The sequence below is a fragment of the Hydrogenophaga sp. genome, from assembly GCF_019635465.1.
Classification (GTDB): Bacteria; Pseudomonadota; Gammaproteobacteria; order Burkholderiales; family Burkholderiaceae_C; genus Hydrogenophaga.
The window spans coordinates 26,168-50,750 of sequence record NZ_JAHBZK010000009.1; the positions used below are offsets into that span (position 1 = coordinate 26,168).

22 protein-coding genes are annotated in these 24,583 nt (G+C 65.6%); 7 read left to right on the forward strand and 15 right to left on the reverse strand.

Annotation, left to right across the window (positions count from 1 at the left end):
- The first annotated feature begins 164 nt into the window (after window positions 1–164).
- Together KF871_RS09735 and rsxB are read left to right on the forward strand one after the other, a co-directional pair.
- Window positions 165–1,496, forward strand: coding sequence for a polyhydroxyalkanoate depolymerase (locus KF871_RS09735; protein WP_291141340.1), 1,332 nt, complete (start codon window positions 165–167; stop codon window positions 1,494–1,496).
- Between the two features lie 32 nt (window positions 1,497–1,528).
- The gene (gene rsxB, locus KF871_RS09740; protein WP_291141342.1) at window positions 1,529–2,188 is read left to right on the forward strand and encodes an electron transport complex subunit RsxB; all 660 of its coding nucleotides are present in this window, start codon (window positions 1,529–1,531) and stop codon (window positions 2,186–2,188) included.
- 27 nt (window positions 2,189–2,215) lie between these two features.
- Here rsxB and KF871_RS09745 read toward each other — a convergent pair whose 3' ends face one another.
- Window positions 2,216–4,540 carry a methyl-accepting chemotaxis protein gene (locus KF871_RS09745; protein ID WP_291141345.1) on the reverse strand — a complete coding sequence of 775 codons (2,325 nt, stop codon included), beginning with the start codon at window positions 4,538–4,540 and terminating at the stop codon, window positions 2,216–2,218.
- 81 nt (window positions 4,541–4,621) lie between these two features.
- Complete coding sequence (locus tag KF871_RS09750; RefSeq protein ID WP_291141348.1) at window positions 4,622–4,888, reverse strand: hypothetical protein; 267 nt, start codon at window positions 4,886–4,888, stop codon at window positions 4,622–4,624.
- Window positions 4,889–5,023: 135 nt separating this feature from the next.
- Between KF871_RS09750 and KF871_RS09755 the strand changes: the two genes are divergently transcribed.
- On the forward strand, window positions 5,024–5,395 hold the full coding sequence (locus tag KF871_RS09755) for a cupin domain-containing protein (RefSeq protein WP_291141350.1): 372 nt from the start codon (window positions 5,024–5,026) through the stop codon (window positions 5,393–5,395).
- Here the strand turns inward: KF871_RS09755 and KF871_RS09760 are convergent.
- From KF871_RS09760 to scpA, 5 genes are all read right to left on the reverse strand, one after another.
- Entirely contained in the window at window positions 5,385–5,867 is a 483-nt protein-coding gene (locus KF871_RS09760; RefSeq protein ID WP_291141353.1) for a VOC family protein, read from the reverse strand. The two genes, KF871_RS09755 and KF871_RS09760, sit on opposite strands and share 11 nt — an antisense overlap.
- A gap of 20 nt (window positions 5,868–5,887) precedes the next feature.
- On the reverse strand, window positions 5,888–7,936 hold the full coding sequence (locus KF871_RS09765; protein ID WP_291141356.1) for an acetyl/propionyl/methylcrotonyl-CoA carboxylase subunit alpha: 2,049 nt from the start codon (window positions 7,934–7,936) through the stop codon (window positions 5,888–5,890).
- Between the two features lie 88 nt (window positions 7,937–8,024).
- Window positions 8,025–9,557, reverse strand: a complete 1,533-nt coding sequence (locus tag KF871_RS09770) for an acyl-CoA carboxylase subunit beta (RefSeq protein WP_291141359.1) — start codon at window positions 9,555–9,557, stop codon at window positions 8,025–8,027.
- Window positions 9,558–9,575: 18 nt separating this feature from the next.
- Window positions 9,576–10,580: a methylmalonyl Co-A mutase-associated GTPase MeaB gene (meaB, locus tag KF871_RS09775; protein WP_291141361.1), complete on the reverse strand. Its 1,005-nt coding sequence runs from the start codon at window positions 10,578–10,580 to the stop codon at window positions 9,576–9,578.
- Between the two features lie 8 nt (window positions 10,581–10,588).
- The gene (gene scpA, locus KF871_RS09780; protein ID WP_291141363.1) at window positions 10,589–12,745 is read right to left on the reverse strand and encodes a methylmalonyl-CoA mutase; all 2,157 of its coding nucleotides are present in this window, start codon (window positions 12,743–12,745) and stop codon (window positions 10,589–10,591) included.
- Between the two features lie 164 nt (window positions 12,746–12,909).
- On the opposite strand from scpA, the gene KF871_RS09785 reads away from it, so the two are divergent.
- Window positions 12,910–13,563 carry a GntR family transcriptional regulator gene (locus KF871_RS09785; RefSeq protein WP_291141365.1) on the forward strand — a complete coding sequence of 218 codons (654 nt, stop codon included), beginning with the start codon at window positions 12,910–12,912 and terminating at the stop codon, window positions 13,561–13,563.
- A gap of 39 nt (window positions 13,564–13,602) precedes the next feature.
- Here KF871_RS09785 and dusA read toward each other — a convergent pair whose 3' ends face one another.
- Both dusA and KF871_RS09795 read right to left on the reverse strand, forming a co-directional pair.
- Window positions 13,603–14,610: a tRNA dihydrouridine(20/20a) synthase DusA gene (dusA, locus tag KF871_RS09790; protein ID WP_291141368.1), complete on the reverse strand. Its 1,008-nt coding sequence runs from the start codon at window positions 14,608–14,610 to the stop codon at window positions 13,603–13,605.
- A gap of 43 nt (window positions 14,611–14,653) precedes the next feature.
- Complete coding sequence (locus KF871_RS09795; RefSeq protein ID WP_291141371.1) at window positions 14,654–15,859, reverse strand: HD domain-containing phosphohydrolase; 1,206 nt, start codon at window positions 15,857–15,859, stop codon at window positions 14,654–14,656.
- 186 nt (window positions 15,860–16,045) lie between these two features.
- Between KF871_RS09795 and KF871_RS09800 the strand changes: the two genes are divergently transcribed.
- On the forward strand, window positions 16,046–16,495 hold the full coding sequence (locus tag KF871_RS09800) for a type III secretion system chaperone (protein ID WP_291141373.1): 450 nt from the start codon (window positions 16,046–16,048) through the stop codon (window positions 16,493–16,495).
- Window positions 16,492–17,697: a hypothetical protein gene (locus KF871_RS09805; protein WP_291141376.1), complete on the forward strand. Its 1,206-nt coding sequence runs from the start codon at window positions 16,492–16,494 to the stop codon at window positions 17,695–17,697. Before KF871_RS09800 ends, KF871_RS09805 begins: the two co-directional genes overlap by 4 nt.
- A 94-nt stretch (window positions 17,698–17,791) precedes the next feature.
- On the opposite strand, the gene phbB is transcribed toward KF871_RS09805, so the two are convergent.
- The 3 genes from phbB to KF871_RS09820 form a co-directional block, all read right to left on the reverse strand.
- Window positions 17,792–18,529: an acetoacetyl-CoA reductase gene (gene phbB, locus KF871_RS09810; protein ID WP_291141379.1), complete on the reverse strand. Its 738-nt coding sequence runs from the start codon at window positions 18,527–18,529 to the stop codon at window positions 17,792–17,794.
- Between the two features lie 50 nt (window positions 18,530–18,579).
- Entirely contained in the window at window positions 18,580–19,758 is a 1,179-nt protein-coding gene (locus KF871_RS09815; RefSeq protein WP_291141381.1) for an acetyl-CoA C-acetyltransferase, read from the reverse strand.
- A 94-nt stretch (window positions 19,759–19,852) separates the two neighbouring features.
- Entirely contained in the window at window positions 19,853–21,652 is a 1,800-nt protein-coding gene (locus KF871_RS09820; RefSeq protein WP_291141383.1) for a class I poly(R)-hydroxyalkanoic acid synthase, read from the reverse strand.
- A gap of 120 nt (window positions 21,653–21,772) precedes the next feature.
- On the opposite strand from KF871_RS09820, the gene KF871_RS09825 reads away from it, so the two are divergent.
- On the forward strand, window positions 21,773–22,066 hold the full coding sequence (locus tag KF871_RS09825; RefSeq protein ID WP_291141384.1) for a hypothetical protein: 294 nt from the start codon (window positions 21,773–21,775) through the stop codon (window positions 22,064–22,066).
- Here KF871_RS09825 and pgeF read toward each other — a convergent pair.
- From pgeF to KF871_RS09840, 3 genes are read right to left on the reverse strand one after another with little or no spacing between them, the layout of a single operon-like run.
- On the reverse strand, window positions 21,986–22,777 hold the full coding sequence (gene pgeF / locus KF871_RS09830; protein ID WP_291141388.1) for a peptidoglycan editing factor PgeF: 792 nt from the start codon (window positions 22,775–22,777) through the stop codon (window positions 21,986–21,988). The two genes, KF871_RS09825 and pgeF, sit on opposite strands and share 81 nt — an antisense overlap.
- Window positions 22,777–23,418, reverse strand: coding sequence for a maleylacetoacetate isomerase (gene maiA, locus KF871_RS09835; RefSeq protein WP_291141390.1), 642 nt, complete (start codon window positions 23,416–23,418; stop codon window positions 22,777–22,779). The genes pgeF and maiA overlap by 1 nt, the downstream gene beginning before the upstream one ends.
- A 40-nt stretch (window positions 23,419–23,458) precedes the next feature.
- The gene (locus KF871_RS09840; RefSeq protein WP_291141393.1) at window positions 23,459–24,565 is read right to left on the reverse strand and encodes an alkene reductase; all 1,107 of its coding nucleotides are present in this window, start codon (window positions 24,563–24,565) and stop codon (window positions 23,459–23,461) included.
- Window positions 24,566–24,583: the final 18 nt, after the last annotated feature.

Consider the following 24,583-nt stretch of genomic DNA (forward strand, 5'->3'; position numbering starts at 1 on the left):
CGCTTTGGGGCGCAATCAAGCGATGAATGGGCCCAGTGGCCGCGCATTTGGCCGCCTGCGTACGCAAAGGCGACAGATGCGCACCATTTCTGGGTGTTCTCCCGGACTCGGGATTCGGCTCACCCTGCTACATTGCACCGCAACATGACGAAAGCCTGATCCCCATGCTCTACCAGTTATACGAAACGCAGCGATCGCTCATGGAGCCCTTCTCCGATCTGGCAGAAGTGGCTTCGCGCATGTTCACCAACCCTGTGCTGCCATTCGCCCAATTGCCGCTGGCACAGCGCATCTCGGCCGCCTACGACCTGATGCATCGGTTGGGCAAAGACTACGAGAAGCCCGAATTCGGTTTGCGCACCGTCAACGTCGACGGCATCGACGTGGCCATCCACGAGCGTGTTGAGATCGACAAGCCCTTCTGCGAGTTGCGCCGCTTCAAGCGCTTCTCCGACGACCCCGACACGCTGACCAAGCTCAAGGTGCAACCGGTGGTGCTGGTCGTGGCGCCGCTGTCGGGCCACTACGCCACGCTGCTGCGCGACACCGTGCGAACGCTGCTCGGCGACCACAAGGTCTACATCACCGACTGGAAGAACGCCCGCCTGGTCCCCATGGCAGAAGGCGAGTTCCATCTCGACGACTACATCAACTACGTCCAGTCCTTCATCCGGTATCTGCAGGGCACCTACGGCAATTGCCACGTGATGAGCGTTTGTCAGCCGACAGTCCCCGTGCTGGCCGCCATTTCGCTGATGGCCAGCCGCAAGGAGAAACTGCCCCTGTCCATGACCATGATGGGTGGCCCCATCGACGCGCGCAAATCCCCCACGGCGGTCAACAACCTGGCCATGCAGCGCAGCCACGAATGGTTCGAGAACAACGTCATCTACCGGGTGCCTGACAAATTCCCGGGCGCGGGGCGCCGCGTCTACCCGGGCTTCCTGCAGCACAGCGGCTTTGTGGCCATGAATCCGGATCGCCATGCCAAGAGCCACTACGACTACTTCGAGGACCTGATCCGCGGCGACAACGAAAGCGCCGAGGCGCACCGCAAGTTCTACGACGAGTACAACGCCGTGCTCGACATGGACGCCGACTACTACCTTGAGACCATCCGCACCGTCTTCCAGGACTTCAACCTGGTCCACGGCACCTGGGAGGTCAAGAGCGAACGCGGCAAGGTCGAGCGGGTGCGCCCGCAGGACATCCGCGGCGTCGGCCTGCTGACGGTCGAAGGCGAGCTCGACGACATCTCCGGCTCCGGTCAGACCGCAGCTGCGCACGACCTGTGCACCGGCATTCCCAAGGCCCACAGCAAGCACTACGAGGCCAAGGGTGCTGGCCACTACGGCATCTTCAGCGGCCGGCGCTGGCGCGAAATGGTCTACCCGGTCGTCAAGCAGTTCATCGCCGAGCACGAACCCAAGCCAGAGACTGCGCCTGCCCGCAAGCGCACCTCGGCACGCAGCCGCACCAGCACCCCCCGGAGTTGACCCTCGCGCCGGCCCCGGCCGGTGCTCGCGGCATGAACGAACTCGCCCGTCGCATCGACGACGCCCTGCCCCAGACCCAATGCCAACGTTGCGGTTACCCCGATTGCGCCAGCTACGCGCAGGCGGTTGCGCGCAACGAGGCCGGCATCAACCAGTGTCCGCCCGGGGGTGTTGAGGGCGTTGCCCGGCTGGCCATCATCACTGGGCAGCCGGTAGTGCCGCTCGATCCGCACCACGGCATCGAGGGCCCGGTCACGGTGGCGGTGATCGACGAAGACTGGTGCATCGGCTGCACGCTGTGCATCAAGGCCTGCCCCACCGACGCCATCGTCGGCACCAACAAGCGCATGCACACGGTGATCGAACCCTGGTGCACGGGGTGCGAGCTGTGCATCCCCGTCTGCCCGGTCGATTGCATTTCGCTGGACAACGTCAGTGGCGAGCGCACGGGCTGGGACGGCTGGTCACCCGCCCAGGCCGCGATGGGCAAGGCGCGCTACGGCGCACGCCAGTTGCGCCTGGCGCGCGAGAAGATCGAGCACGAGGATCGCCTGGAAGCGAAAGCCGAGGCCAAACTGGCCGATGTGGCCGCGGCCTCCCGCCTCACCGAACCTGCCGAGCTGGACCGCAAGCGCGCGGTCATCGAGGCGGCGCTGGCCCGCGCCCGCGCCCGCCGAAGCGAGCGCAGCTGAGCGCCGTCGCCCCGGCAGCCGGCGGCCTCAGCTCACCTCCAACAGCTCAACCGACTTGTAGACCCCACAACCGACGTACAAGTCGCCGAGCTTGGTCACGTAGGACATCTTCTGCTGAACCTTGCCGCTGGACGGGTTGACGATGTCGTACTCCACCCAGCCGCTGTCTACGTCGGCCTGCTCGATGATGGAACGCAGCAGGCCTTCGCCGTCGACGCCGACGATGTCCTGCACGCGCGAGCCCACCTTCTCGGGTTTGCCGCCGAAGGCCAGGTAGTTGCCTTTGGCGTCCAGCGCGAAGACGTACATGTCGCGGTCGTGCATGCCACCGGCCGGGTCGGTGACCCGTTGCAGGAAGCGCTCGCGGCCCAGCTCGCGGTGCAGGCCAATGGCGCGCTTGACCATCTGGTGCGCCTCGTCGGCTGTTCCCTGCTGCAAATGGAACGACGACACAGCGCTGGACAGTTCCACCGCCCGTTGCTCGAGCAATTGCGATTGACGCACCGCGCGCTCCACCATCTGGGCGTTGCTCTGGGTGATCGTCTCAAGCTGTGTCACCGCGGCCGAAATCTCGACCAGACCGGTGCTCTGTTCGGCGCTGGCCGTCGAGATCTCCGACATGTGCGACGCCACGACGCGCACGCCATCGACGATGTCGCCGATGTTCTGGCCGGCCTGACGGATGCGGTTGGCGCCCGTCTCGACCTGCTGGCTGGACGATTCGATCAGGGTGCGGATTTCGCGCGCCGACGACGCCGAGCGTTGCGCCAATGAGCGCACCTCGTTGGCCACCACCGCAAAGCCCCGCCCCTGCTCGCCGGCGCGCGCGGCCTCGACCGCGGCGTTGAGCGCCAGGATGTTGGTCTGGAAAGAGAGGTTGTCGATCACGCCGATGATGTCGTTCATCTGCTGCGCCTGGCGCTGGATGCCTTCAACGGTGGACACCGCCTCCTGCATGGCCTGCTGACCGGACTCGGCCACACCACGCACGCGCGCGGCCTGACCGTCGGACTCGCGCGCCGTCTGCGCGTTCTGCGCCACGGTACCGGTGAGTTCCTGCACGCTGGCTGCGGTCTGCTCCAGGCTGGCCGCCTGCCGCTCGGTGCGGTCGGCCAGTTCGGTATTGCCTTCGGCCAGACGACGCCCCGCGTGCGCCACCAGCGCCGAGCTGCTGCGGATGTTGGCCACCATGGCGGAGGTGTTGGTGATCAGGACCTGTAGCAGACCGGCCACCTCGCCCAGTTCGTCGCGGCTGCGGCGCCGTGCATGGGCCCGCAGGTTGCCGCTGGCGGTCTCGCGCATGGCCTTGACCACCTCGCGCAGGTCGGCCATGAAGCTCACGTAGAAGCCCAGCATGAAGTAGCACAGCAGCGTCAAGCCCAGCGTCATGGCAATCACGGCGATGGTGCGCTGGCGCTCAAGGCTGGACAGGCGCATGGCGAGCTCATTGCCCAGGCGTTGGTTGGCATCGGCCTGATAGGCCGCCACGGCGGCAATGGCCTCGGTGCCGGCGTCGAAGTACGCACTCGGCGTGATGCTGCCGGGCTGCTCGAAGGCCTGACGGACCACCTGCTCGAACTTTCGGGACGCCTCGATGGCGGCAGGTCCCGTCGGGCTGCCTTCGTCGTGCGCTTCGATGAAAGTCATCGCAAAGCGCAGGTCGTGCAGGCGCGCCTCGAGCCGCTTGGATTGGTACATCAGGGCACTGACGGCCTCGGGCGCAGGACTTCCCTGGGCCAGCAGGCCAGCGCCATTGCCACGCATCTGTCCCAGCGCTTCGGTCCAGGGGATCACGCGCGACACCAGCATGTCCATCAGGAAGTAGCTGGCGGGCTCCGGGTCAAACAACAGCCCCGAGCGGTCACCCACGGTGTAGACAAAGCGCGTCAGGTCTTCGATCAGTGCCGAGTGCAGCTCGAACGCCGCTTCGGCACTCTGCCCGGCCGTTTGTGGCAAGTCGTCGATCTGGCGACGCAGCGAACGCCACTCATCAGCGAGCTTGAAATCGGGGCGTGCGAGCACCAGCGCGTCCAGCGCGTCGGCATGCTGTTTGGCGGTGGCCCGGATCTTCTCGAGAGCCTCCCTGGATTGCGCGTCGCCCTTGAGCAGCATGTTGGTGCGGCCGCGATGCTGCTGCGCAGCAGACACCAGCTGACCCAATTCCACCACCATGCGGGCGCCTTGCTCTTCGTCATGCACGATTTGTGCGCCCTGGGAGATGTTGGACAGCAGGGAGCTGGCCACCAACACCAGTGGAATCAGCAAGGTGGCGGCGGTGACGGCCAGCTTGGTGCCCATGCGCAAACGGCGCATGGCCCAGATGGCGGGGGAAAGAACGGCAAGTAGTCTCATCTACGGCTCCAACGCACACGAAGGTGTTCTGTTCGGGGCCTCATCGACCCTCTATGCGAAGTCTTGAGTGGGGGATTTCCGTCAATGGATGGACGGTAGCCCCGATCGCTGCGCCTGAAACGCCTGGAACAGCGCCACGGCCAGGCTGTTGAGTTCCGGGTCCAGCAGGGTCTGCGCCTGGGCCAGCTGAACCACCGCATAGCGCGGGTCCGAGCACATGAGGGTGCGGCTCAGGCAGATGCCGCGGCGCGACATGCCCAGCGCAAAGCGTTCCAGCAACTCGTCGTGAAGCGGATCGAGAGCAAAGACAGGGTGACTTGCAGGCGGTGAATCGAGGGCGGTGGACATGGCGCGCTCCTGGCCGGATTGAACCCTCCGGCGATGGCACAGTGTCCCGCGCAGGCTCAGGGTCCAAAGCGCCGAACAAACGCCCAAACACCACCCTGCTCGTCGCTGTCGCAGCCCAGCGGCCAGAATCGGGGGATGAAACCGAGCACCCGTTTGATCAAGCTGACCCAAACTCCCGAGGGAAAACCCGAGGTCGACCACCCGCGCCCCGAGCGTCTGATTCAGGGCAATCCCCGCCGCCAGACCTGGAATCTGGTCGACGACGAATTGACCGCGGGCCGCAGCTACTGCGGCGTCTGGCACTGCGAGCCCGGGCACTGGCGCATCGCCATGGGGGCCACCGAGCGCGAGCTGTTCACCGTGCTCAGCGGCCGCTGCCGGGTGCACGACGCTCAAGGCGGATTTGAAGAAGCCGGCCCCGGCGAGGCGATCTACATACCGCCCGGCTTCGAGGGCGAGTTCGAGGTCCTGGAAGCGCTGACCAAGACCTACATGATCACCGAGTAGCCGCGGCCAGGGCGTCAAACGCCTTGACCACCTCGGCGGGCGCCTGGACCAGTTCGATCAGCACTCCCTCACCGGCAATTGGAAACTCGTCGTTGGCCTTGGGGTGCAAAAAGGTGATGTCGAAGCCCGCCGCACCCTTGCGGATGCCGCCGGGTGCAAACCGCACGCCCTTGTCCGAGAGCCACTGCACGGCCGTCGGCAGGTCGTCGATCCACAAACCGATGTGATTGAGTGGCGTGGCGTGCACCGCCGGCTTCTTGTCCGGGTCCAGGGGCTGCATCAGATCGACCTCGACCTTGAACGGGCCGGTGCCGATGGCGCAGATGTCTTCGTCGACGTTCTCGCGCTCGCTGCGAAATGTGCCGGTCACTTCAAGGCCCAGCATGTCCACCCACAGGGTTTGCAGGCGCTGCTTGTCGGGGCCGCCGATGGCGATCTGCTGCACACCGAGGACGCGAAAGGGTCGTGACATGCGGGTCTCCTGTGGGGCGTTCATTCAAACGCGACGATGGGCTGGTCCACCGTCAGCGACGCGCCCTGCTCTGCCAGCACCTTGGCGACCACACCATCGGCCGACGCAAACAGCACGTTTTCCATCTTCATGGCCTCGATCACGGCAACGCGTTCGCCCGCCTGCACCTTCTGACCCGGCTGCACCGCCACCTGCACCAGCAGGCCCGGCATGGGCGACAACACGAACTTGCTCATGTCGGGCGGCGCCTTGAACGGCATCAGTGCATGCAGCTCGGCCATGCGCGGCGACACCACCATGGCCTCGATGCGGGTGCCGTTGTGTTGCACCACCAGTGCCAGCGGATTGCGGGGCGTGCCGCGCTCGAGCTGCGCGGTGAAAGGCTCGGCATTGCAGATGCCGGTGATCACCACGTCGTTGAGTCGCGACGGGCTCTGGATGGCGTAGCGCTTGTCACCGACCAGCACCACGGCCGCGCCGATCTGACCGGTGATTTCGTCCACGTGCACAGGCACCTGGCGGTGCTGGCCGGCCTTGTCGAGCACGATCACGGTGTAGTCCAGGCCCACCTTCACGCCAAAGCCGGGCAACTGCCCGCTCAGCCCGGCGGCGCGCTCGCGGCTCTTGCGGCGCACGAAGGCCGCCAACGCAATAAGGAAGTCGGGGTCGTCGTGCGGCACGTCCTCGGCGCGAAAGCCCTGGGCATAGTGCTCGGCAATGAACCCGGTGTTGAACTGGCCGGTCACGAACTTCGGGTGGGCCAGCAGCGCCGCCTGGAACGGGATGTTGCTTTGCACGCCACGAATCACGAAACCATTGAGCGCCTCGCGCATCTTGGCGATGGCGTCGTTGCGGTCCTTTCCGTGCACGATGAGCTTGGCGATCATCGAGTCGTAGAACATCGGGATCTCGCCACCGTCCTGCACGCCGGTGTCCACCCGCACGCCGAAGCGTTGCGTGGTGTCGGCCTGCCACATGGTCTGCGCCGGCGGCGTGAACCGCACCAGCCGGCCGGTGCTGGGCAGGAAGTTGCGGAACGGGTCTTCGGCGTTGATGCGGCACTCGATCGCCCAGCCTTCGCGCTTGACGTCGGCCTGGGTCAGCGGCAGCTTCTCACCAGCGGCCACACGGATCATGAGCTCCACCAGGTCCAGGCCGGTGATGCACTCGGTGACCGGGTGTTCCACCTGCAGCCGGGTGTTCATCTCCAGGAAGTAGAAGTCCTGCTCCTTGCCGACCACGAACTCCACGGTGCCGGCGCTCTGGTACTTCACAGCCTTGGCCAGCGCCACCGCCTGCTCGCCCATGGCCTTGCGCGTGGCTTCGCTGATGAAGGGCGAAGGTGCCTCTTCAATGACTTTCTGGTGCCGGCGCTGGATGGAGCATTCGCGCTCATTGAGATAGATCACATTGCCGTGGCCATCGCCCAGCACCTGGATCTCGATGTGGCGTGGCTCCTGGACGAACTTCTCCATGAAGACGCGGTCGTCACCAAAGCTGTTGCGCGCCTCGTTGCGGCAGCTGCTGAAGCCCTCGTGGCATTCCTTGTCGTTGAAGGCCACACGCAAGCCCTTGCCACCGCCGCCAGCGCTGGCCTTGATCATCACCGGGTAGCCGATCTTCTGCGCGATCTGCACCGCCTCGTCGGGCGACTGGATGGGTTCGTTGTGGCCCGGAATGGTGCTGACCTTGGCGTCGTTGGCCAGCTTCTTCGACGCGATCTTGTCGCCCATCGCGGCGATCGAGTAGTGCTTGGGGCCGATGAAGACCAGCCCGGCCTCCTCCACCTTGCGCGCGAAATCTTCGTTCTCCGACAGGAAGCCGTAGCCGGGGTGAATGGCTTCGGCCCCCGTGTCCTTGGCCGCCGCAATGATGGCGTCGCCCAGCAGGTAACTCTCACGCGAGGGCGGCGGACCCAGGCGCACCGACTCGTCGGCCACCTGAACGTGGCGCGCTTCCTTGTCGGCGTCGGAGTAGACCGCAACGGTGGCAATGCCCAGCTTCTTGGCGGTGGCGATCACACGGCAGGCGATCTCGCCGCGGTTGGCAATCAGGATCTTCTTGAACATGGTCGTTTAGCGTTGTGCGTTGATAGTTGGGCGTACATGCACGTTGGCGGAGTGCGTTCGCTGAACACTCAACGCCAAACGCAGAACGTCACAAAGGAATGTTGCCGTGCTTGCGCCACGGGTTCTCAAGCTGCTTGTCCTTGAGCATCACCAGCGAGCGGGCGATGCGTTTGCGGGTTTCGTGGGGCAGGATCACGTCGTCGATGAAGCCGCGAGCACCCGCCACGAAGGGGTTGGCGAAGCGGGCCTTGTACTCAGCCTCGCGCTGCGCCAGCTTGGCCGGGTCTTTCTTCTCTTCGCGGAAGATGATTTCCACCGCGCCCTTGGCGCCCATCACGGCAATCTCCGCGTTGGGCCAGGCAAAGTTCACGTCGCCACGCAAATGCTTGGAGGCCATCACGTCGTAAGCGCCGCCATAGGCCTTGCGTGTGATGACGGTGATCTTGGGCACCGTGCACTCTGCGTACGCGTACAACAGCTTGGCGCCGTGCTTGATGATGCCGCCGTACTCCTGGCTGGTGCCGGGCATGAAGCCGGGCACGTCCACAAAGGTCACCACCGGGATGTTGAAGCAGTCGCAAAACCGCACGAAGCGCGCCGCCTTGATGGAGCTCTTGATGTCCAGGCAACCGGCCAGCACCAGCGGCTGGTTGGCCACGATGCCCACCGTCTGGCCGTCCATGCGCGCAAAGCCGATCAGGATGTTCTTGGCGTACTCGGGCTGCAGCTCGAAGAAGTCGCCGTCGTCGACAATCTTGAGGATCAGCTCCTTCATGTCGTACGGCTTGTTGGGGTTGTCCGGCACCAGCGTGTCCAGACTCAGATCCATGCGCTCGATAGGGTCGCCGCTGGGTCGAACGGGCGCCTTCTCGCGGTTGTTGAGCGGCAGGTAGTTGAAGAGCCGGCGCAGCATCAGCAACGCCTCGACGTCGTTGTCGAACGCCAGGTCGGCCACGCCGCTCTTGGTGGTGTGCGTGGTGGCACCGCCCAGTTCCTCGGCCGTTACTTCTTCGTGCGTCACGGTCTTCACCACCTCGGGGCCGGTGACGAACATGTAGCTGGAGTCCTTCACCATGAAGATGAAGTCGGTCATGGCCGGCGAGTACACCGCACCGCCCGCGCTCGGCCCCATGATCATGCTGATCTGCGGCACCACGCCGCTGGCCATGACGTTGCGCTGGAACACCTCGGCGTAGCCGCCGAGCGAGGCCACGCCTTCCTGAATGCGCGCACCGCCGGAGTCGTTCAAGCCGATCACCGGCGCCCCCACCTTCATGGCCTGGTCCATCACCTTGCAGATCTTCTCTGCGTGGGCCTCGGACAGCGCCCCGCCAAACACGGTGAAGTCCTGGCTGAAAACAAACACCAGGCGGCCATTGATCATGCCGTAGCCGGTGACCACGCCGTCGCCGGGGATCTTGTTGTCCTGCATGCCGAAGTCGGTACAGCGGTGCTCAACGAACATGTCCCATTCTTCGAACGTGCCTTCGTCAAGCAGCACTTCCAGACGCTCGCGCGCGGTGAGCTTGCCCTTGGCGTGTTGCGCGTCGATGCGTTTCTCTCCGCCGCCCAGGCGGGCCCGGGCGCGTTTTTCTTCGAGCTGTTGCAGGATGTCTTGCATAGGGGTTCTCCGGGGTGATCAGTGGAACAGCGCGAGCAGTTGGCGCGCGGCGGTGCTGGCGGGCAATTGCCCCTCGAGCACGCGGTGGGTGGTGTCGTCGAGTGCGGCGCGCACATCAGGGTGGGCGCGAAAGCGCTGCTTCAGGCCGGCGTCGATGCGCTCCCACATCCAGGCCCGCGCCTGGCGCTGGCGGCGCGCAGCCAGTTCGCCGTTGCGGGTCTGCAATTGCTGAAAGCGCTGCAGCTCGTGCCAGAAGTCGTCGATGCCCTGTGCCTTGAGCGCACTGAGCTGAAGCACGGTCGGGTGCCAGTGCGTGGTGTCGTGGGCCGCGTGCTCGGGTCGACCGTGCTGGCCGAGCAGGCGCAGGGCCGAGGTGATCATGGCCCGCGCGCGCGTCGCCGCGTCGGCATCGATGTCGGCCTTGTTGATCACCACCAGGTCGGCGATCTCCATCACGCCCTTCTTGATGGCCTGCAAATCGTCGCCCGCATTCGGCAGTTGCAGCAGCACGAAGCAATCCGTCATGGCCGCCACGGCCGTCTCGCTCTGGCCGACGCCCACGGTTTCAACGATGACCACGTCGTAGCCCGCGGCTTCGCACACCAGCAGGGCTTCGCGCGTCTTCTCGGCCACGCCCCCCAGCGTGCCGCCGCTGGGGCTGGGGCGGATGAACGCGCGCTCGTCCATGGACAACTGCTCCATGCGGGTCTTGTCGCCCAGGATGGAGCCACCGGACACGCTGCTGGATGGGTCGATGGTCAGCACCGCCACTCGGTGACCCAGGGCAATGAGGTGCAGGCCCAGTGCTTCGATGAAGGTGCTCTTGCCCACGCCCGGCACGCCCGACAAACCCAGCCGGAACGAGCGGCCGGTGTGCGGCAGCAGCGCCGTCAGCAACTCGTCGCCCTGCGCACGGTGATCCGCGCGGGACGACTCCAGCAAAGTGATGGCCTTGGCCATGGCACGCCGCTGCGCCATGGCCTGGCCGTTCACAATGCCGTCGAGAAGCGCTTCTGGCGTCACGGTGCGGTTCAGGCAACGGCCTTGCGGATCTGCTCGAGCACGTCCTTGGCGCTCGCCGGAATCGGCGTGCCCGGCCCGTAAATGCCTTTGACGCCGGCCTCGTAGAGGAAGTCGTAGTCCTGGCGCGGAATCACGCCACCCACGAACACCACGATGTCGTTGGCGCCCTGCTTCTTCAGCTCGCTGATGATGGCAGGCACCAGGGTCTTGTGCCCAGCGGCCAGGGTGCTCACGCCCACCGCGTGCACGTCGTTCTCGATGGCCTGGCGTGCGCATTCCTCAGGCGTCTGGAACAGCGGCCCCATGTCGACGTCGAAGCCCAGGTCGGCAAAGGCCGTGGCCACCACCTTGGCGCCGCGGTCGTGGCCGTCCTGCCCGAGCTTGGCGATCATCACGCGTGGGCGGCGACCCTGTTGGTCCCCGAACTCGGCGATCTCTTTCTGCAGTTGCGCCCAGCCCTCGGCACTGTCGTAGGCGGCGGCGTACACGCCGGTCACCTTCTGGGTGTCGGCGCGGTGGCGGCCGAAGGATTTTTCCAACGCATCACTGATCTCCCCCACGGTAGCGCGCAGGCGGACGGCGCGGATGGACAGGTCCAGCAGGTTGCCCTGACCGGATTCGGCGGCCGCCGTCAGTGCGTCCAGCGCAGCCTGCACCGCCTTGGCATCGCGCGCGGCGCGCACCGACGCCAGGCGGGCCACCTGCTGCTCGCGCACCTTGACGTTGTCGATATCGAGAATCTCGACCGGGTCTTCGTTCTTGAGCTTGTACTTGTTGACGCCGACGATGACGTCCTTGCCGGAGTCGATGCGGGCCTGCTTCTCGGCCGCGGCGGCCTCGATCTTGAGCTTGGCCCAGCCGCTGTCGACGGCGCGGGTCATGCCCCCCATGGCGTCGACCTCTTCGATGATGGCCCAGGCGGCGTCGGCCATGTCCTGCGTGAGCTTCTCCATCATGTAGGAGCCCGCCCAGGGATCGATCACGTTCGTGATGTGGGTCTCTTCCTGAATGATGAGCTGCGTGTTGCGTGCGATGCGGGCGCTGAACTCGGTGGGCAGTGCGATGGCTTCGTCCAGCGCGTTGGTGTGCAGGCTTTGCGTGCCACCGAACACCGCGGCCATGGCCTCGATGGTGGTGCGCACCACGTTGTTGTAGGGGTCCTGCTCGGTCAGGCTCCAGCCCGAGGTCTGGCAATGGGTGCGCAGCATCAGGCTCTTAGGATTTTTGGCCCCGAAGCCCTTCATGATGCGGCACCACAGCAAGCGGGCGGCGCGCATCTTGGCGATCTCGAGGTAGAAGTTCATGCCGATCGCCCAGAAGAACGACAGCCGCCCGGCGAAAGCGTCCACGTCCAACCCCTTGGCCATGGCGGTCTTCACGTACTCCTTGCCATCGGCCAGGGTGAAGGCCAGCTCGAGCGCCTGGTTGGCACCCGCCTCCTGCATGTGATAGCCCGAAATGCTGATCGAGTTGAACTTGGGCATGTGCTGCGCCGTGTACTCGATGATGTCGCCGATGATCCGCATGCTCGGCTCGGGCGGAAAGATGTAGGTGTTGCGGACCATGAACTCCTTGAGGATGTCGTTCTGGATGGTCCCGCTGAGCTGGTCTTGCGCCACGCCCTGCTCTTCGGCCGCCACCACGTAGCCGGCCAGCACCGGCAGCACCGCGCCGTTCATGGTCATGCTCACGCTGACCTTGTCGAGTGGAATGCCGTCGAAGAGGACCTTCATGTCGGCCACGCTGTCGATGGCCACGCCCGCTTTGCCCACGTCACCGGTCACCCGCGGGTGGTCGCTGTCGTAGCCCCGGTGGGTGGCCAGGTCAAAGGCCACGCTCACGCCCTGCGCGCCCGCAGCCAGCGCCTTGCGGTAGAAGGCGTTGCTTTCTTCGGCCGTCGAGAAACCGGCGTACTGGCGGATCGTCCATGGGCGAACCGCATACATCGTGGCCTGCGGACCGCGAATGAAGGGCTCGAAACCGGGCAAGGTGTCGGTGTATGGCAGGCCCTGGAGGTCCGCTGCGGTGTAGATCGGTTTGACGGCGATGCCGTCCGGTGTGGTCCAGGTCAGCGCATCCAGCTGTCCGCCGGGCGCGGACTTGACGGCGGCCTTCGTCCAGTCGGCCAGGGTCGGACGCGCGAATTGATCGGGTGATGAGCTCATGGTGTGGGGGCGCGAAAGACGCAAAGGGTGCGCAGGGCGCGGCGTGAAAGCGACGCGGAGTTTACATGATTCATAATTATTGATGCAAAATTCTTCGCCCGGCTTACAATGCCCAGCCGCCTGGCGCCATCGCAGCGTCTGCCCTCAGACACCTCACCGCCCCGATGACGATCGCCTCCGAACCCTCCTCCGCCTCACTCGCCCCTCGTGCGCTGTACGAAGAAGTGGCGGAGCTGCTGCGCCAGCGCATCTTCAAGCGCGAGCTGGAGCCGGGCAGCTGGATCGACGAACTGCGTCTCGCCGAAGAGTACGGCATCAGCCGCACACCACTGCGCGAAGCGTTGAAAGTCCTGGCGGCCGAGGGCCTGGTGACCATGAAGGTTCGCCGCGGCGCCTACGTGACCGAAGTGTCCGAGAAGGACCTGCGCGACGTCTACCACCTGCTGTCGCTGCTCGAATCCGACGCCGCTGGCGAAGTGGCGGTCAACGGCCGTCCCGCCGATGTGGCCGAACTGGTCGAACTGCACAACGAACTCGAAGCCGCCCAGGGCGAGCGCGACCGCTTCTTCGCCGTCAACGAGCGTTTTCACCTGCGGGTGCTGGAGCTGGCAGACAACCGCTGGCGCATGCAGATGGTGAGCGACCTGCGCAAGGTCATGAAACTCAACCGCCACAACTCCCTGTTCAAGCAGGGGCGCATCGAAGAATCACTGGCCGAGCACCGGGCCATCCTGAGCGCACTGCAAGCAGGCGATGCCCCATTGACGCGCCAACGCATGCGCGAGCACTTTGCCAGCGGGCTCGAAGCGGCGACTTGAAGGCCCAGAGGGCTGACGGCCTGATGGTCTGACTGAAACTCAGGCCACCAGGACATCGCTCTCGTTGCACACGTGGGCCTGCGCCATGGCCCAGACCTCGCGCGGCGGCAGCGGCTTGAGGCGGTGATCGCTCCAGACCTGGCGCCACTTGCGCGCACCGCGCAGGCCATGGCGCAAACCCAGCATGTGGCGGGCAATCGCGTACCAGGGGCAGCCGTCCTCGGCATGGGCGCGCTCCATGTAGCGCACCATTTCGTCCTCGACCCAATCGCGGCTGCGCTGCGCTGGCGCATCGCCGAAGAAGGTCTCGTCCCAGGTCGTCATCAGCCAGGGGTGGTGATAGGCCTCGCGGCCCAGCATCGCCCCGTCCACATGGCGCAGGTGCTCGGCAATCTGGGCGTTGGTGGTGATGCCGCCGTTGACTGCCACCGTCAGTTGCGGAAAGTCCTGCTTGAGCCGGTAAGCCAGCTCGTAGCGCAGAGGCGGCACCTCGCGGTTCTCCTTGGGCGACAGACCCTGCAGCCAGGCGTTGCGCGCATGCACGATGAACACCTCGCAGCCCGCGTCGGCGACGGTGCCCACAAAGTCGCGCACGAACTCGTAGCTTTCGGTCTTGTCAATGCCGATGCGGTGCTTCACCGTGACCGGGATCGATACCGCGTCGCGCATCGCCTTCACGCCGTCGGCCACCGTCTGCGGTTCCGCCATCAGGCAGGCACCGAAGGCGCCCCGCTGCACCCGCTCGCTGGGGCAGCCGCAGTTGAGGTTGATTTCGTCGTAGCCCCAGCGCTCACCCATGCGCGCGGCCCTGGCCAGTTCGTCGGCCTCACTGCCACCCAGTTGCAGCGCCACCGGATGCTCCTCGGCATTGAAGCGCAGGTGGCGCAATTCACTGCCATGCATCAAGGCGCCCGTGGTCACCATCTCGGTGTAAAGCAAGGTGTGCCTGGTCAGCAGCCGGTGCAGGTAGCGGCAGTGGCGATCCGTCCAATCCATCATTGGCGCGACGGACAGGCGCCACGGGGACAGCGTCGAGGGGGAAGACATGGACGCGATTATCCCAGCCGCGTTGGATAAGCGCCCCACCCCCTCAGCGGCGTGCGGTCAAACGCCCGACGTTGACCGTGACCTTCACGACGCCGGGCGGCAAGCTGTCCTGCACGGCGTAGGCCGGATCGGCGGCGTCTCGCATGACGGGTTCGCCCAGCGGCAAACCGTGCGCCCCCACCAGCGAGCAGACCTTCGGCGCATTGGCTTTCTCGCCACGCTGCACCACGACCCCCATCTCCTGGTTGGCCAGTCGCACGTAGCTGCCAGGGGGAAAGAATCCAATGCTCTTGACGAACAAGGCGCCCAGCGGATCGGGGCCACGGCGCGCCCCCAGGTACAGCTCCTTGGCCACCTGCTGTGACAGCAATGCGCCGCGGCTCTTGCGCGGGCTGATGCAGGCCACATAGACGTCGGCCATCTGCAGTAGGCGGTGTGTCAACCGATCCACCGCCTCACCGCCCGGATAGCCCGTGCCATCGGGCTTTTCGTGGTGCTGCATGACCAGGCGCAGCCACTCGGTGTCGGTCACACCCAGACTGCGCAGAACCCGCACCCCATCGCGCGGATGCTCGCGCACCAGCTTGCGCTGAGGCGAGGTCAGCGGCGTCGTCTGGCGCGACAGGATGTCGTGCTCTCGCGTCATGCCGATGTTCATGGTGAGCGCCGCCAGCGCCACCGCCCTGCGCTGCGCCTGGTCAAGCCCCGCGCCAGGCGCCACCAGGGCACACAAGCCCGCGCTCAACAACGCGTGGGTTGCGCTGTAGGAGGTATGGGGATCAAACAGGCGCTGAATCAGGATCAGCAGGCTGTTGTCGGGTTGCTCCTGCCAGAGCGTCTCGCAACGCGCATGCAGCCGCAACAGACGTTCCATGAACTGGCCCGCGTCGACGCCTTGGTGCAGCAAGGTGGCGAGGGTGGCGTGCAGATCCGCCCAGGTCTCGGCGATCGGCTGCTCGTCGCGTTCACCGAAGGATGAGGCCGCCGTTGACAGGGCGCTCACCTGCGCAATCCGGCTCAGCGATTCGTTGTTGCGAACCATGCGGTCCAGCGTCGACGTGTAGCCGTAAGACTGCGACTGCCAGTCGCTCGACAACACCAACGGGCCGTGCAGCATCAGATGCCCCCGGTGTTGCTCCGAGGTGATCGATTCGCCCTTGCGCAGCAGCAAAACGCCCTTCGGGTCCCAGACGTTGAAGGGCAAAGGCTGATTCAGGTCGAACGAATCCAGGGGCAAAGGCCGGTACATACCGGCACTCTAGGCCGCAATCGACCGTTCAAGTGCGAGAAACAGCCGCTGAAAAACCGGCTGTTTCCACGCCTATCGCCCTCTGCGCACCAACCAGGGCATCGAACTCGAAGGAAGAATGGAACGCCCCGCAGCGTTCGGTGACAGACATCGCGTCTCTCCAATTCCGATCACGCCATGTCGCCTTTGCCTTCCCCCGTTCAGACTGTGCTCGAGGAACTCGGCCCGCTCAGTGACGACGTCTCGACCGTTGCCTTGCACGATGACAACGCCTGGGTCGTCACCTACGCCGACGACACCCAGGTGGTCCTCACCTGGTGCGAGGAGCCCCCTCGCCTGCAAACGTTGACGCAGGTCGCCCAGCTCGATCAGGCCTTGACCAACGAGCATATGGAGGCCTTGCTGACCTTCAACCTGCTCTCAAGCCAATCCCAGGGCGCCCGCATGGCCTGGTCGCCGCAGGAGCGATCACTCTACATCTTGCGCGACCTGCCCGAGGTGCAGTGCGACCTGACCACCCTGCGCGACAGCCTGCGATCGCTTCTGGGGACCGCCGACTATTGGCGCGAAGCCTTGATGGACGACCTCAACAACGCGCCCAGAGAAAACAACCTGACTACTGGAGCATCGCAGTGATTGCCTACACCAAAGCCGCCCACATCACTTTCAAAACGACGCGTCAGGCACAGACCACGCCGACCCAAAGTGCCGGCGTCACGCTGGTCTTTTCGGCCTCCGGCAGGGCGAGCCCGCCACCACTCCGATTCATCGTCTCAAACCCCGACGCAGCCATCATCTACCTGCAGCGCGCGCTGACACTGAATCACATCATCAAGACCCAGGGCGATCCTCGCCTGGACTCGACGAAGCAGACAACGCGCCCTCGCGGCCAGGTGCAGCCCAAGTCCCAGAGCGACGATGCCAAGCTCATCCTGAGCATCAGACGCGACATGTACCTGGCGGCGGCACTCGCGGCCATGCAACCTCCGCAGCCCCGCTTCGTGGCTGTCAAGCCGGCGCCTGCCGACGCTCGCCAATCGATGCAACGGGCCGCCAGCACCTCTTCTCTGACAGCCCATCAGTCCCCAGAAGGCCACAGCAAGGCGATCGTGGTGTATCGACGCCCCACGTCGCGCCCCGAGACTGCGCCCCGCCAGCCAATCGCCCAGCCAGCGGCACTAGAGAGTGCCTTTTCGGTAATGTCGTCAATCAGAGGCGGGGTCGACCTCAACGATCCCGAGCGCCAACGCAAGCGTGAGGCGCTCGACGAGGCCATGGACAACCTGAGCGGGAGCGCCGTGCGAGACGAAGAAGCCACGCGAGCCAACCCTACCGACATGGAACCCAAGGCCTCCGATAACGTGGACTTGGAGGCCTACACGCGCGCTTTGCAGGAACAAGGCATCGGTCCAACGTCCGCCGACAGCCCTTATGCCGCCTACGCAGATGCCCTGATTCAGCAAGGCATGCCTGATTTCCAGAACCCGTCATTCAATCCGTCGCCGGCAGCTGAGTCCGTGCATCCAGAGCGAACAACCACCGCCGAAGTGGACTACGCGGCGTACACGCGGGCACTGGAAGACCATCGGGCCATCGCAATCAGCAACGAACGTGCCGCTGAATACGCCATGCACCTGACAGAGGCAGGCATCGTGCAGTCAAAGCAGGCGCCAGACCCAACGCCTGAGGCCACTTCGCCTGCGCCCATGGCGCCAGCGGTTGACTACAACGCCTACGCCGCGCACCTGGCCCAGGCCGATGACTATGCCGCCTACGCCGCTGCCTTGTCGCAAGGTGGCGTCGCCGATGACAGCGAACCGCAAGACGGCAAAGCCTGAAACAGCCAGACGCTGACTCGACAACGCCCCCCCTAAAGCAAAGGCGGCCACATGGGCCGCCTTTGTTCTTGTCAGGCGATGAGCGCCCGCGGTCTCAGCCCATGTGCAAGCCGCCGTTGACCGAGAAATCGGCCCCGGTGGCGTAGCCGCCTTCCTCGCTGGCCAGCCAGGCAATGATGGAGGCGATCTCGCTGGGCTCGCCCAGGCGCTTCACCGGCACGGTGGCGACGATCTTCTCAAGCACGTCGGGGCGAATGGCCTTGACCATGTCGGTACCGATGTAGCCCGGGCTCACGGTATTCACCGTCACGCCCTTGGTGGCCAGCTCCTGCGCCAGCGCCATCGAGAAGCCGTGCATCCCCGCCTTGGCAGCGGAGTAATTGGTCTGCCCGGCCTGGCCCTTCTCGCCATTGACCGAACTGATGTTGATGATGCGGCCCCAGCCCTTCTCCACCATGTCCGGTACAACCTGTTTGGTCACGTTGAACATCGAGTTCAGGTTGGTCTCGATCACGGCGGCCCAGTCGTCCCGGGACATCTTGAGGAACATGCGGTCGCGTGTAATGCCGGCGTTGTTCACCAGCACGTCGATGGCGCCGTGCTCGGCCTTGGTCTTGGTGAAGGCCTCGACGGTGGAGTCCCAGTCGCCCACGTTGCCCACACTGGCGAAAAAGGTGTAGCCCAGCGCCTGCTGCTCGTCGAGCCACTTCTTGTAGTCACGCGTGGGGCCGCAGCCCGCAATGACCTTGAAGCCTTCCTTGTGCAGGCGCTGGCAGATGGCGGTACCGATGCCGCCCATGCCGCCGGTGACGTATGCAACTTTTTGTCCCATGGTGACCTTTCTAAGCTTTGTGGTGAATCGTGTTCATGCTAGCCGCGGGCTCAGCGCTCGACAGCGAGGGAAACCCCCATGCCGCCGCCGATGCACAACGCCGCCACGCCACGCTTGGCGTCGCGGCGCTGCATCTCGTGCAGCAGGGTGACCAGCACGCGGCAGCCCGACGCACCAATAGGGTGCCCGATGGCGATGGCGCCCCCGTTGACGTTGACGCGGGCGGGGTCGATGTCGAGCGCCTTGTTCACCGCACAGGCCTGGGCGGCAAAGGCTTCGTTGAGTTCGAACAGGTCCACGTCGGCGGCCTTCCAGCCGGCGCGGGCCAGCGCCTTTTGCGACGCCGGCACCGGGCCCATGCCCATGGTGGCCGGGTCCAGGCCACTGGTGCCGAAGCTGGCGATGCGCGCCAGCGGCTTCAGGCCCAGTGCGGCGGCCTTCTTCGCGCTCATCACCACCACGGCCGCGGCGCCGTCGTTGATGCCGCTGGCGTTGCCTGCGGTCACGCTGCCGGCTTTGTCAAAGGCAGGACGCAGACCCGCCAGCGCCTCGGCGTTGGTCTTCTTGTTGATGAACTCGTCGCTGTCAAAGACCAGCGGATCGCCCTTCTTCTGCGGAATGCTCACGCCGGTGATCTCGTCCTTGAAGCGACCGGCTTCCTGCGCGGCGGCGGCTTTTTGCTGGCTGCCCAGGGCCAGCGCGTCCTGCATCTCGCGTGTGATGCCGTGGGCCTTGGCCACGTTCTCGGCGGTGATGCCCATGTGGTACTGGTTGTAGACGTCCCACAGGCCATCAACGATCATGGTGTCGACCATCTTCCAGTCGCCCATGCGCTGGCCGTCGCGGCTGCCGTTGAGCACGTGTGGCGAGGCGCTCATGTTTTCCTGGCCACCCGCGATGACGATCTCGCTGTCGCCCGCATTGATGGCCTGGGCCGCCAGCATCACCGCCTTCAGACCGGAGCCACAGACCGCATTGATGGTGAGCGCCGGCGTTTCCTTGGCCACGCCGGCCTTCATCATGGCCTGGCGAGCCGGGTTCTGGCCCACACCTGCGGCCAGCACCTGGCCCATGATCACCTCGCCAATGGCGTCGGCCGGCAGGCCGGTTTTTGCCAGCAAGGCCTTGATGACGGTGGCACCCAGATCGGTCGCGGGCGTCTTGGCCAGCGAGCCGCCGAACTTGCCGACAGCGGTGCGGGTGGCGGCGACGATGACGATGTCTTCCATGTGGGGATCTCCGTTGTGCGTTGAGGGTTGAGGGTTGAGCGAGGGAGCGGGCTACGTTGGCGCTGAACGCTGAACGCCCAACGCCGAACGGCCGCTAGGCCTTGGCTTTGACGTAGCGCCCGGGCGCCGGCTCGATGGCGCTGTAGGCCTTGCCACGGCCGTAGGTCTTGGGAGCGGGGATCTGTTTGCCGGCTTGCGGCTTGAGCCAGGCCGACCAGTCGCCCCACCAGCTGCCGGGGTGTTCGGTGGCGCTGGCGATCCAGTCCTTGACGTCCTTGGGAAAGCTGGCGCCGGCGCTGGTCCAGTGGCTGCGTTTGCCCTTGCTGGCGGGGTTGATCACGCCGGCGATGTGGCCGGACGCCCCCATGACGAAGCGCTTCTTGCCCGGGAACAGCTGCGTGCTGCCGTAGGCGCCACCAATGGGCACGATGTGGTCCTCGCGCGAGCCATAGATGTAGACCGGCTGCTTGACCTTGCGAAAGTCGATCTTCTGCCCGCACACCGTGACCGCACCCGGCTTCACCAGATCGTTCTGCAGGTACATGTGGCGCAGGTACCAGTGGTAATAGGGTCCAGGCAGGTTGGTGCTGTCGGAGTTCCAGTACAGCAGGTCGAAGGGCGGCGGCGTCTCGCCCTTGAGGTAGTTGCCGACCACGTAGTTCCACACCAGATCATTCGGCCGCAGAAAGCTGAAGGTGGTGGCGAGGTCGCGCCCGGGCATGAGACCGCCGTTGGCGAACTGCATCTCACGGAACTTGACGAAGTTCTCGTCAATGAAGACGTCGAGCACACCGGTGTCGGTGAAGTCGAGCAAGGTGGTGAGGAAGGTGGCGCTGTGCACCGTCTGCTCACCGCGGCCTGCCAGCACGGCCATCGCCGTGCCCAGCATGGTGCCGCCCACACAGAAGCCCAGAGCATTGATGTCGGGCTTGCCGGCGATGTCGCGCACCACGTCGATGGCCTTGATGACCGCGTCCTCGATGTAGTTGTCCCAGGTCTTCTGGGCCAGCGATTCGTCCGGGTTGCGCCAGCTCACGACGAACGTGCGATGGCCCTGCTCCACCGCATAGCGGATGAAGGAGTTCTCGGGCTGCAGATCGAGGATGTAGAACTTGTTGATGCAGGGCGGCACCAGCAGGAAAGGCCGCTCGTACACCTTGGCCGTGAGCGGCTTGTATTCGATGAGCTGGAAGAGCTCGTTCTCGAACACCACCGCGCCTTCGGTGGTGGCCACGTTCTTGCCCACCTCGAAGACGCTTTCGTCGGTCATCGAGACATGGCCTTGCTTCATGTCGTGCAGCAGGTTGGCCATGCCCTTGGCAATGCTCTCGCCCTGGGTGTCGATGGCCTTCTTCTGCGCCTCGGCGTTGAACGCCAGGAAGTTGCTCGGCGCGCTGGCGTCGATCCACTGCTGCACGGCAAACCGCACCCGGGCGCGCGCCTTGGCATCGCCCTGCACCGCATCGGCCAGGGCCATCAGCGTGCGAGCGTTGAGCAAATAGGTGGCCGCGGTGAAGGCCGCCACCGGGTTGGTGGCCCAGGCATCGCTGGCAAAACGGCGGTCGCCCGCGGGCTTGGCCTCAAGCCCCTGGTTCCAGAGACCGACGGCCTCCTTGAGGTAGTTCTGCTGGATCTCGAGCAACGCCGCCGGGTCGAGCGACACCGACTGGCCTGCGGCCTGCTGGAACAGGTCCTGCAGCGCCGGCATGCCCATGGCGTTGATGCCCGGCTGGGCGGGCATGAAGGCCTGAAAGGCACCGAAGGGATTCGGGGTGGTGGCCGTGGCGCCGGGCAGCGACTGCGCCATCTGCGTCCACTGCTGTACCAGGTTCTGCTGGAAATTCTGTGCCGCCTGCGCCCAGTCAGGGGTGTCATTCTTCTTGCCCGAAGCCATGCTTGTCTCCTCAGCTATCGCGAGCGGCCTACAGTGTCGGCCGTTGTCTCCAAAGTGTCTCGAGTATCGCCGCGTCGCCTTTCACGCAGTTGACGCAGCGCAACAAGTCGAAAGCAAACCGTGTACCTGATCGTGATTGGCTGGATGTACGTGGTGCTGATGATGTCGGTGGCCGAGGCCACCAACACCACCGGCACCGTGCTCGGCGCCATTGTGACCTTCGTGCTGTATGGGGTACTCCCCGTGGTCATCGTGGTCTATGTGATGCGTTCGCCGCAGCGTCGACGGGCGATCAAGGCCCAGGAAGCGGCCGAGGATGCGCAGCGGAGGCGGTCACTCGATCCAGATGCAAGCAGCGAAGCGGCCGGTGCTGCCGAGCCGGGCGGCGTCGCGCCGGTGCGAAAAGAACCGTGACGGCTGACTGACCGTGCACCAGTCGGCACTGCCGTCGTTGCCGTGGATTGAGGTCACGCCCGCAGTGACCAGGCGCTGACAGGCCAGCCCGGGCAGGTCGGCCCACCACTTGCCCGGGGTAGCGTGGGGGCGGAAATGTGCTGCGGCGGTCGGGTCTGCCGAGACAAAGGCCGCCCGCACCTCGTCGCCAACCTCGAATGCCGTGGGACCAATCGCTGGCCCCAGCCAGGCGATGACCTCGCCGTGCCCCGCTGCGTCGCGCAGGGCCTGCACCGCGCGCTCCAGCACCCCGCCTGCCAGGCCGCGCCACCCCGTATGTGCCGCGGCCACCGCGCAGCCTTGCGTGTGCGCCAACAGCACCGGCAGGCAGTCGGCCACCATGATGGTCGCTGCGGTGCCGGGCGCCACCACCAGGGCGGCGTCTGCCACCGTACCGTCGGTGGAGTCGGCATCCAGCGACACCACGTCGTTGCCATGGACCTGCTGCAGGTACACCGGCCGCGCCGGTGCGCACAGGGTTGCCAGCGTCGCCCGGTTGGCCAGTACTGCCGCGGGATCGTCGCGCACGTGGTCGCCCAGGTTGAAGCTGTCGAACGGCGCCACCGACGCGCCCCCTTGCCGGGTGGTGCACAGGGCGCACACACCGCGGGGCGCCGGCCAGTCGGGCACAAAGGCCCGGGGTGCCAGGGTCGGCGACGGCGGCAATGCCATCAGGCTTCGGCGTCGGGGCAGGCCGAGGGCTGGGCCTTCTGGAAGGCTTCGTGGGCCATGCAGTTCTCGAACACCGCCATCGTGCGGCTAAGCCCGCTGAAGTCGGTGTTGAAGCGTTGCCCGTTGAAGATCTGCGGCACCAGGCAGCAGTCGGCCAGTGTGGGCGTATCACCGTGGCAGAAGCGCCCGGTGGAGCCAGCCGCCAGCTGCTTCTCGAAGGCTTCCAGACCGGTGCGCACCCAGTGGCGGTACCAGGTGTTCTTGGGCTCTTCCTCGACCTTGAGCTCGCGCACCAGGTACTTGAGCACGCGCAGGTTGTTGATCGGGTGAATCTCGCAGGCCACGATCTGCGACAGCGCCCGCACCCGGGCCCGGCCCAGGGCGTCCGACGGCAGCAGCGCGGGGGCGGGATGCGATTCATCCAGGTATTCGATGATCGCCATCGACTGCGTCAGTCGCGTGCCATCGTCGAGCTCCAGCGCCGGCACCAGGCCCTCGGAGAGGATGTCGGACCAACCGGCCTGCTTGTGCTCGCCCTTGGCGATGTGCACCGGCACGTACTCGTAGGGCAGGCCCTTGAGGTTGAGTGCGATGCGCACCCGGAACGAGGCGGAGGAGCGGAAGTAGTTGTAGAGCTTCATGGACCCCGAGGATAAACCTCGGGAGGTGTCTCATCAGGGCTCAGGCCTGTGCCATCGTCGGGTAGTCGGTGTAGCCGTTCTCGCCGCCACCGTAGAAGGTGCTGCGCTCGGGCGTGTTGAACGGTCCGCCGCGCTGCAGGCGGGCCACCAGGTCCGGGTTGGCAATGAAGGGCTTGCCAAAGGCCACCAGGTCGGCGCCGTCGCGCAGCGATTGTTCGGCCAGCGGCAGGTCGTAGCCGTTGTTGACCATCCAGGCGCCCCGGCCACCGGCATCGCGCCAGGCCTGGCGCAGCGCGGCGTAGTCAAAGGGGCGGCCCTCCACCTCGCGCGGGCCACCCGTGGCGCCTTCGATCACGTGCACATAGGCCAGGCCCAGGGGGCCGAGTTTGCGCACCAGGTACTCGAACAAGGCTTGCGGGTCGGCGTCCACGACGTCGTTGGCCGGGGTGACCGGCGACAGGCGAATGCCCGTGCGGCCCGCGCCGATGGCACCGGTCACCGCCTGCACCACCTCCAGCAACAGGCGCGCGCGGTTGGGAATCGATCCACCGTAGGCGTCGGTGCGGTGATTGGCGCCGGTCTTGAGGAACTGGTCAAGCAGGTAGCCGTTGGCCGCGTGAATCTCGACGCCATCAAAACCCGCCTCAATGGCGGCCAGCGCGGCGCGCCGGTAGTCCTCGACGATGCCGGGCAGTTCGCCCGCGTCCAGCGCGCGCGGCTCGGACACGTCCACGAAGGTCGGCTTGCCCTCAACGATCAGCACGGTCTTGGTGTTGGCGCGAATGGCCGAGGGCGCGACCGGCGCGCCCTTGCCCGGCTGCAGCTCGGTGTGCGACACGCGGCCCACGTGCCACAGCTGGGTGACGATGCGCCCGCCAGCGGCGTGCACGGCATCGGTCACCTGCTTCCAGCCGGCAATCTGCTCGGGGCTGTAGAGCCCCGGCACGTCGGCATAGCCCTGCCCCTGGTGGCTGATGGCGGTGGCTTCGGTGATGAGCAGGCCGGCGCTGGCGCGCTGGCGGTAATAGGTGGCCATGAGGGGCGTGGGCACCGCACCCGGCGCGCGGTTGCGCGTGAGCGGCGCCATCACGACGCGGTTGGCCAGTTTCAGATCGCCCGCGGTGGCGGGCTCGAACAAGGTGGTCATTGACAAAACTCCTGACGG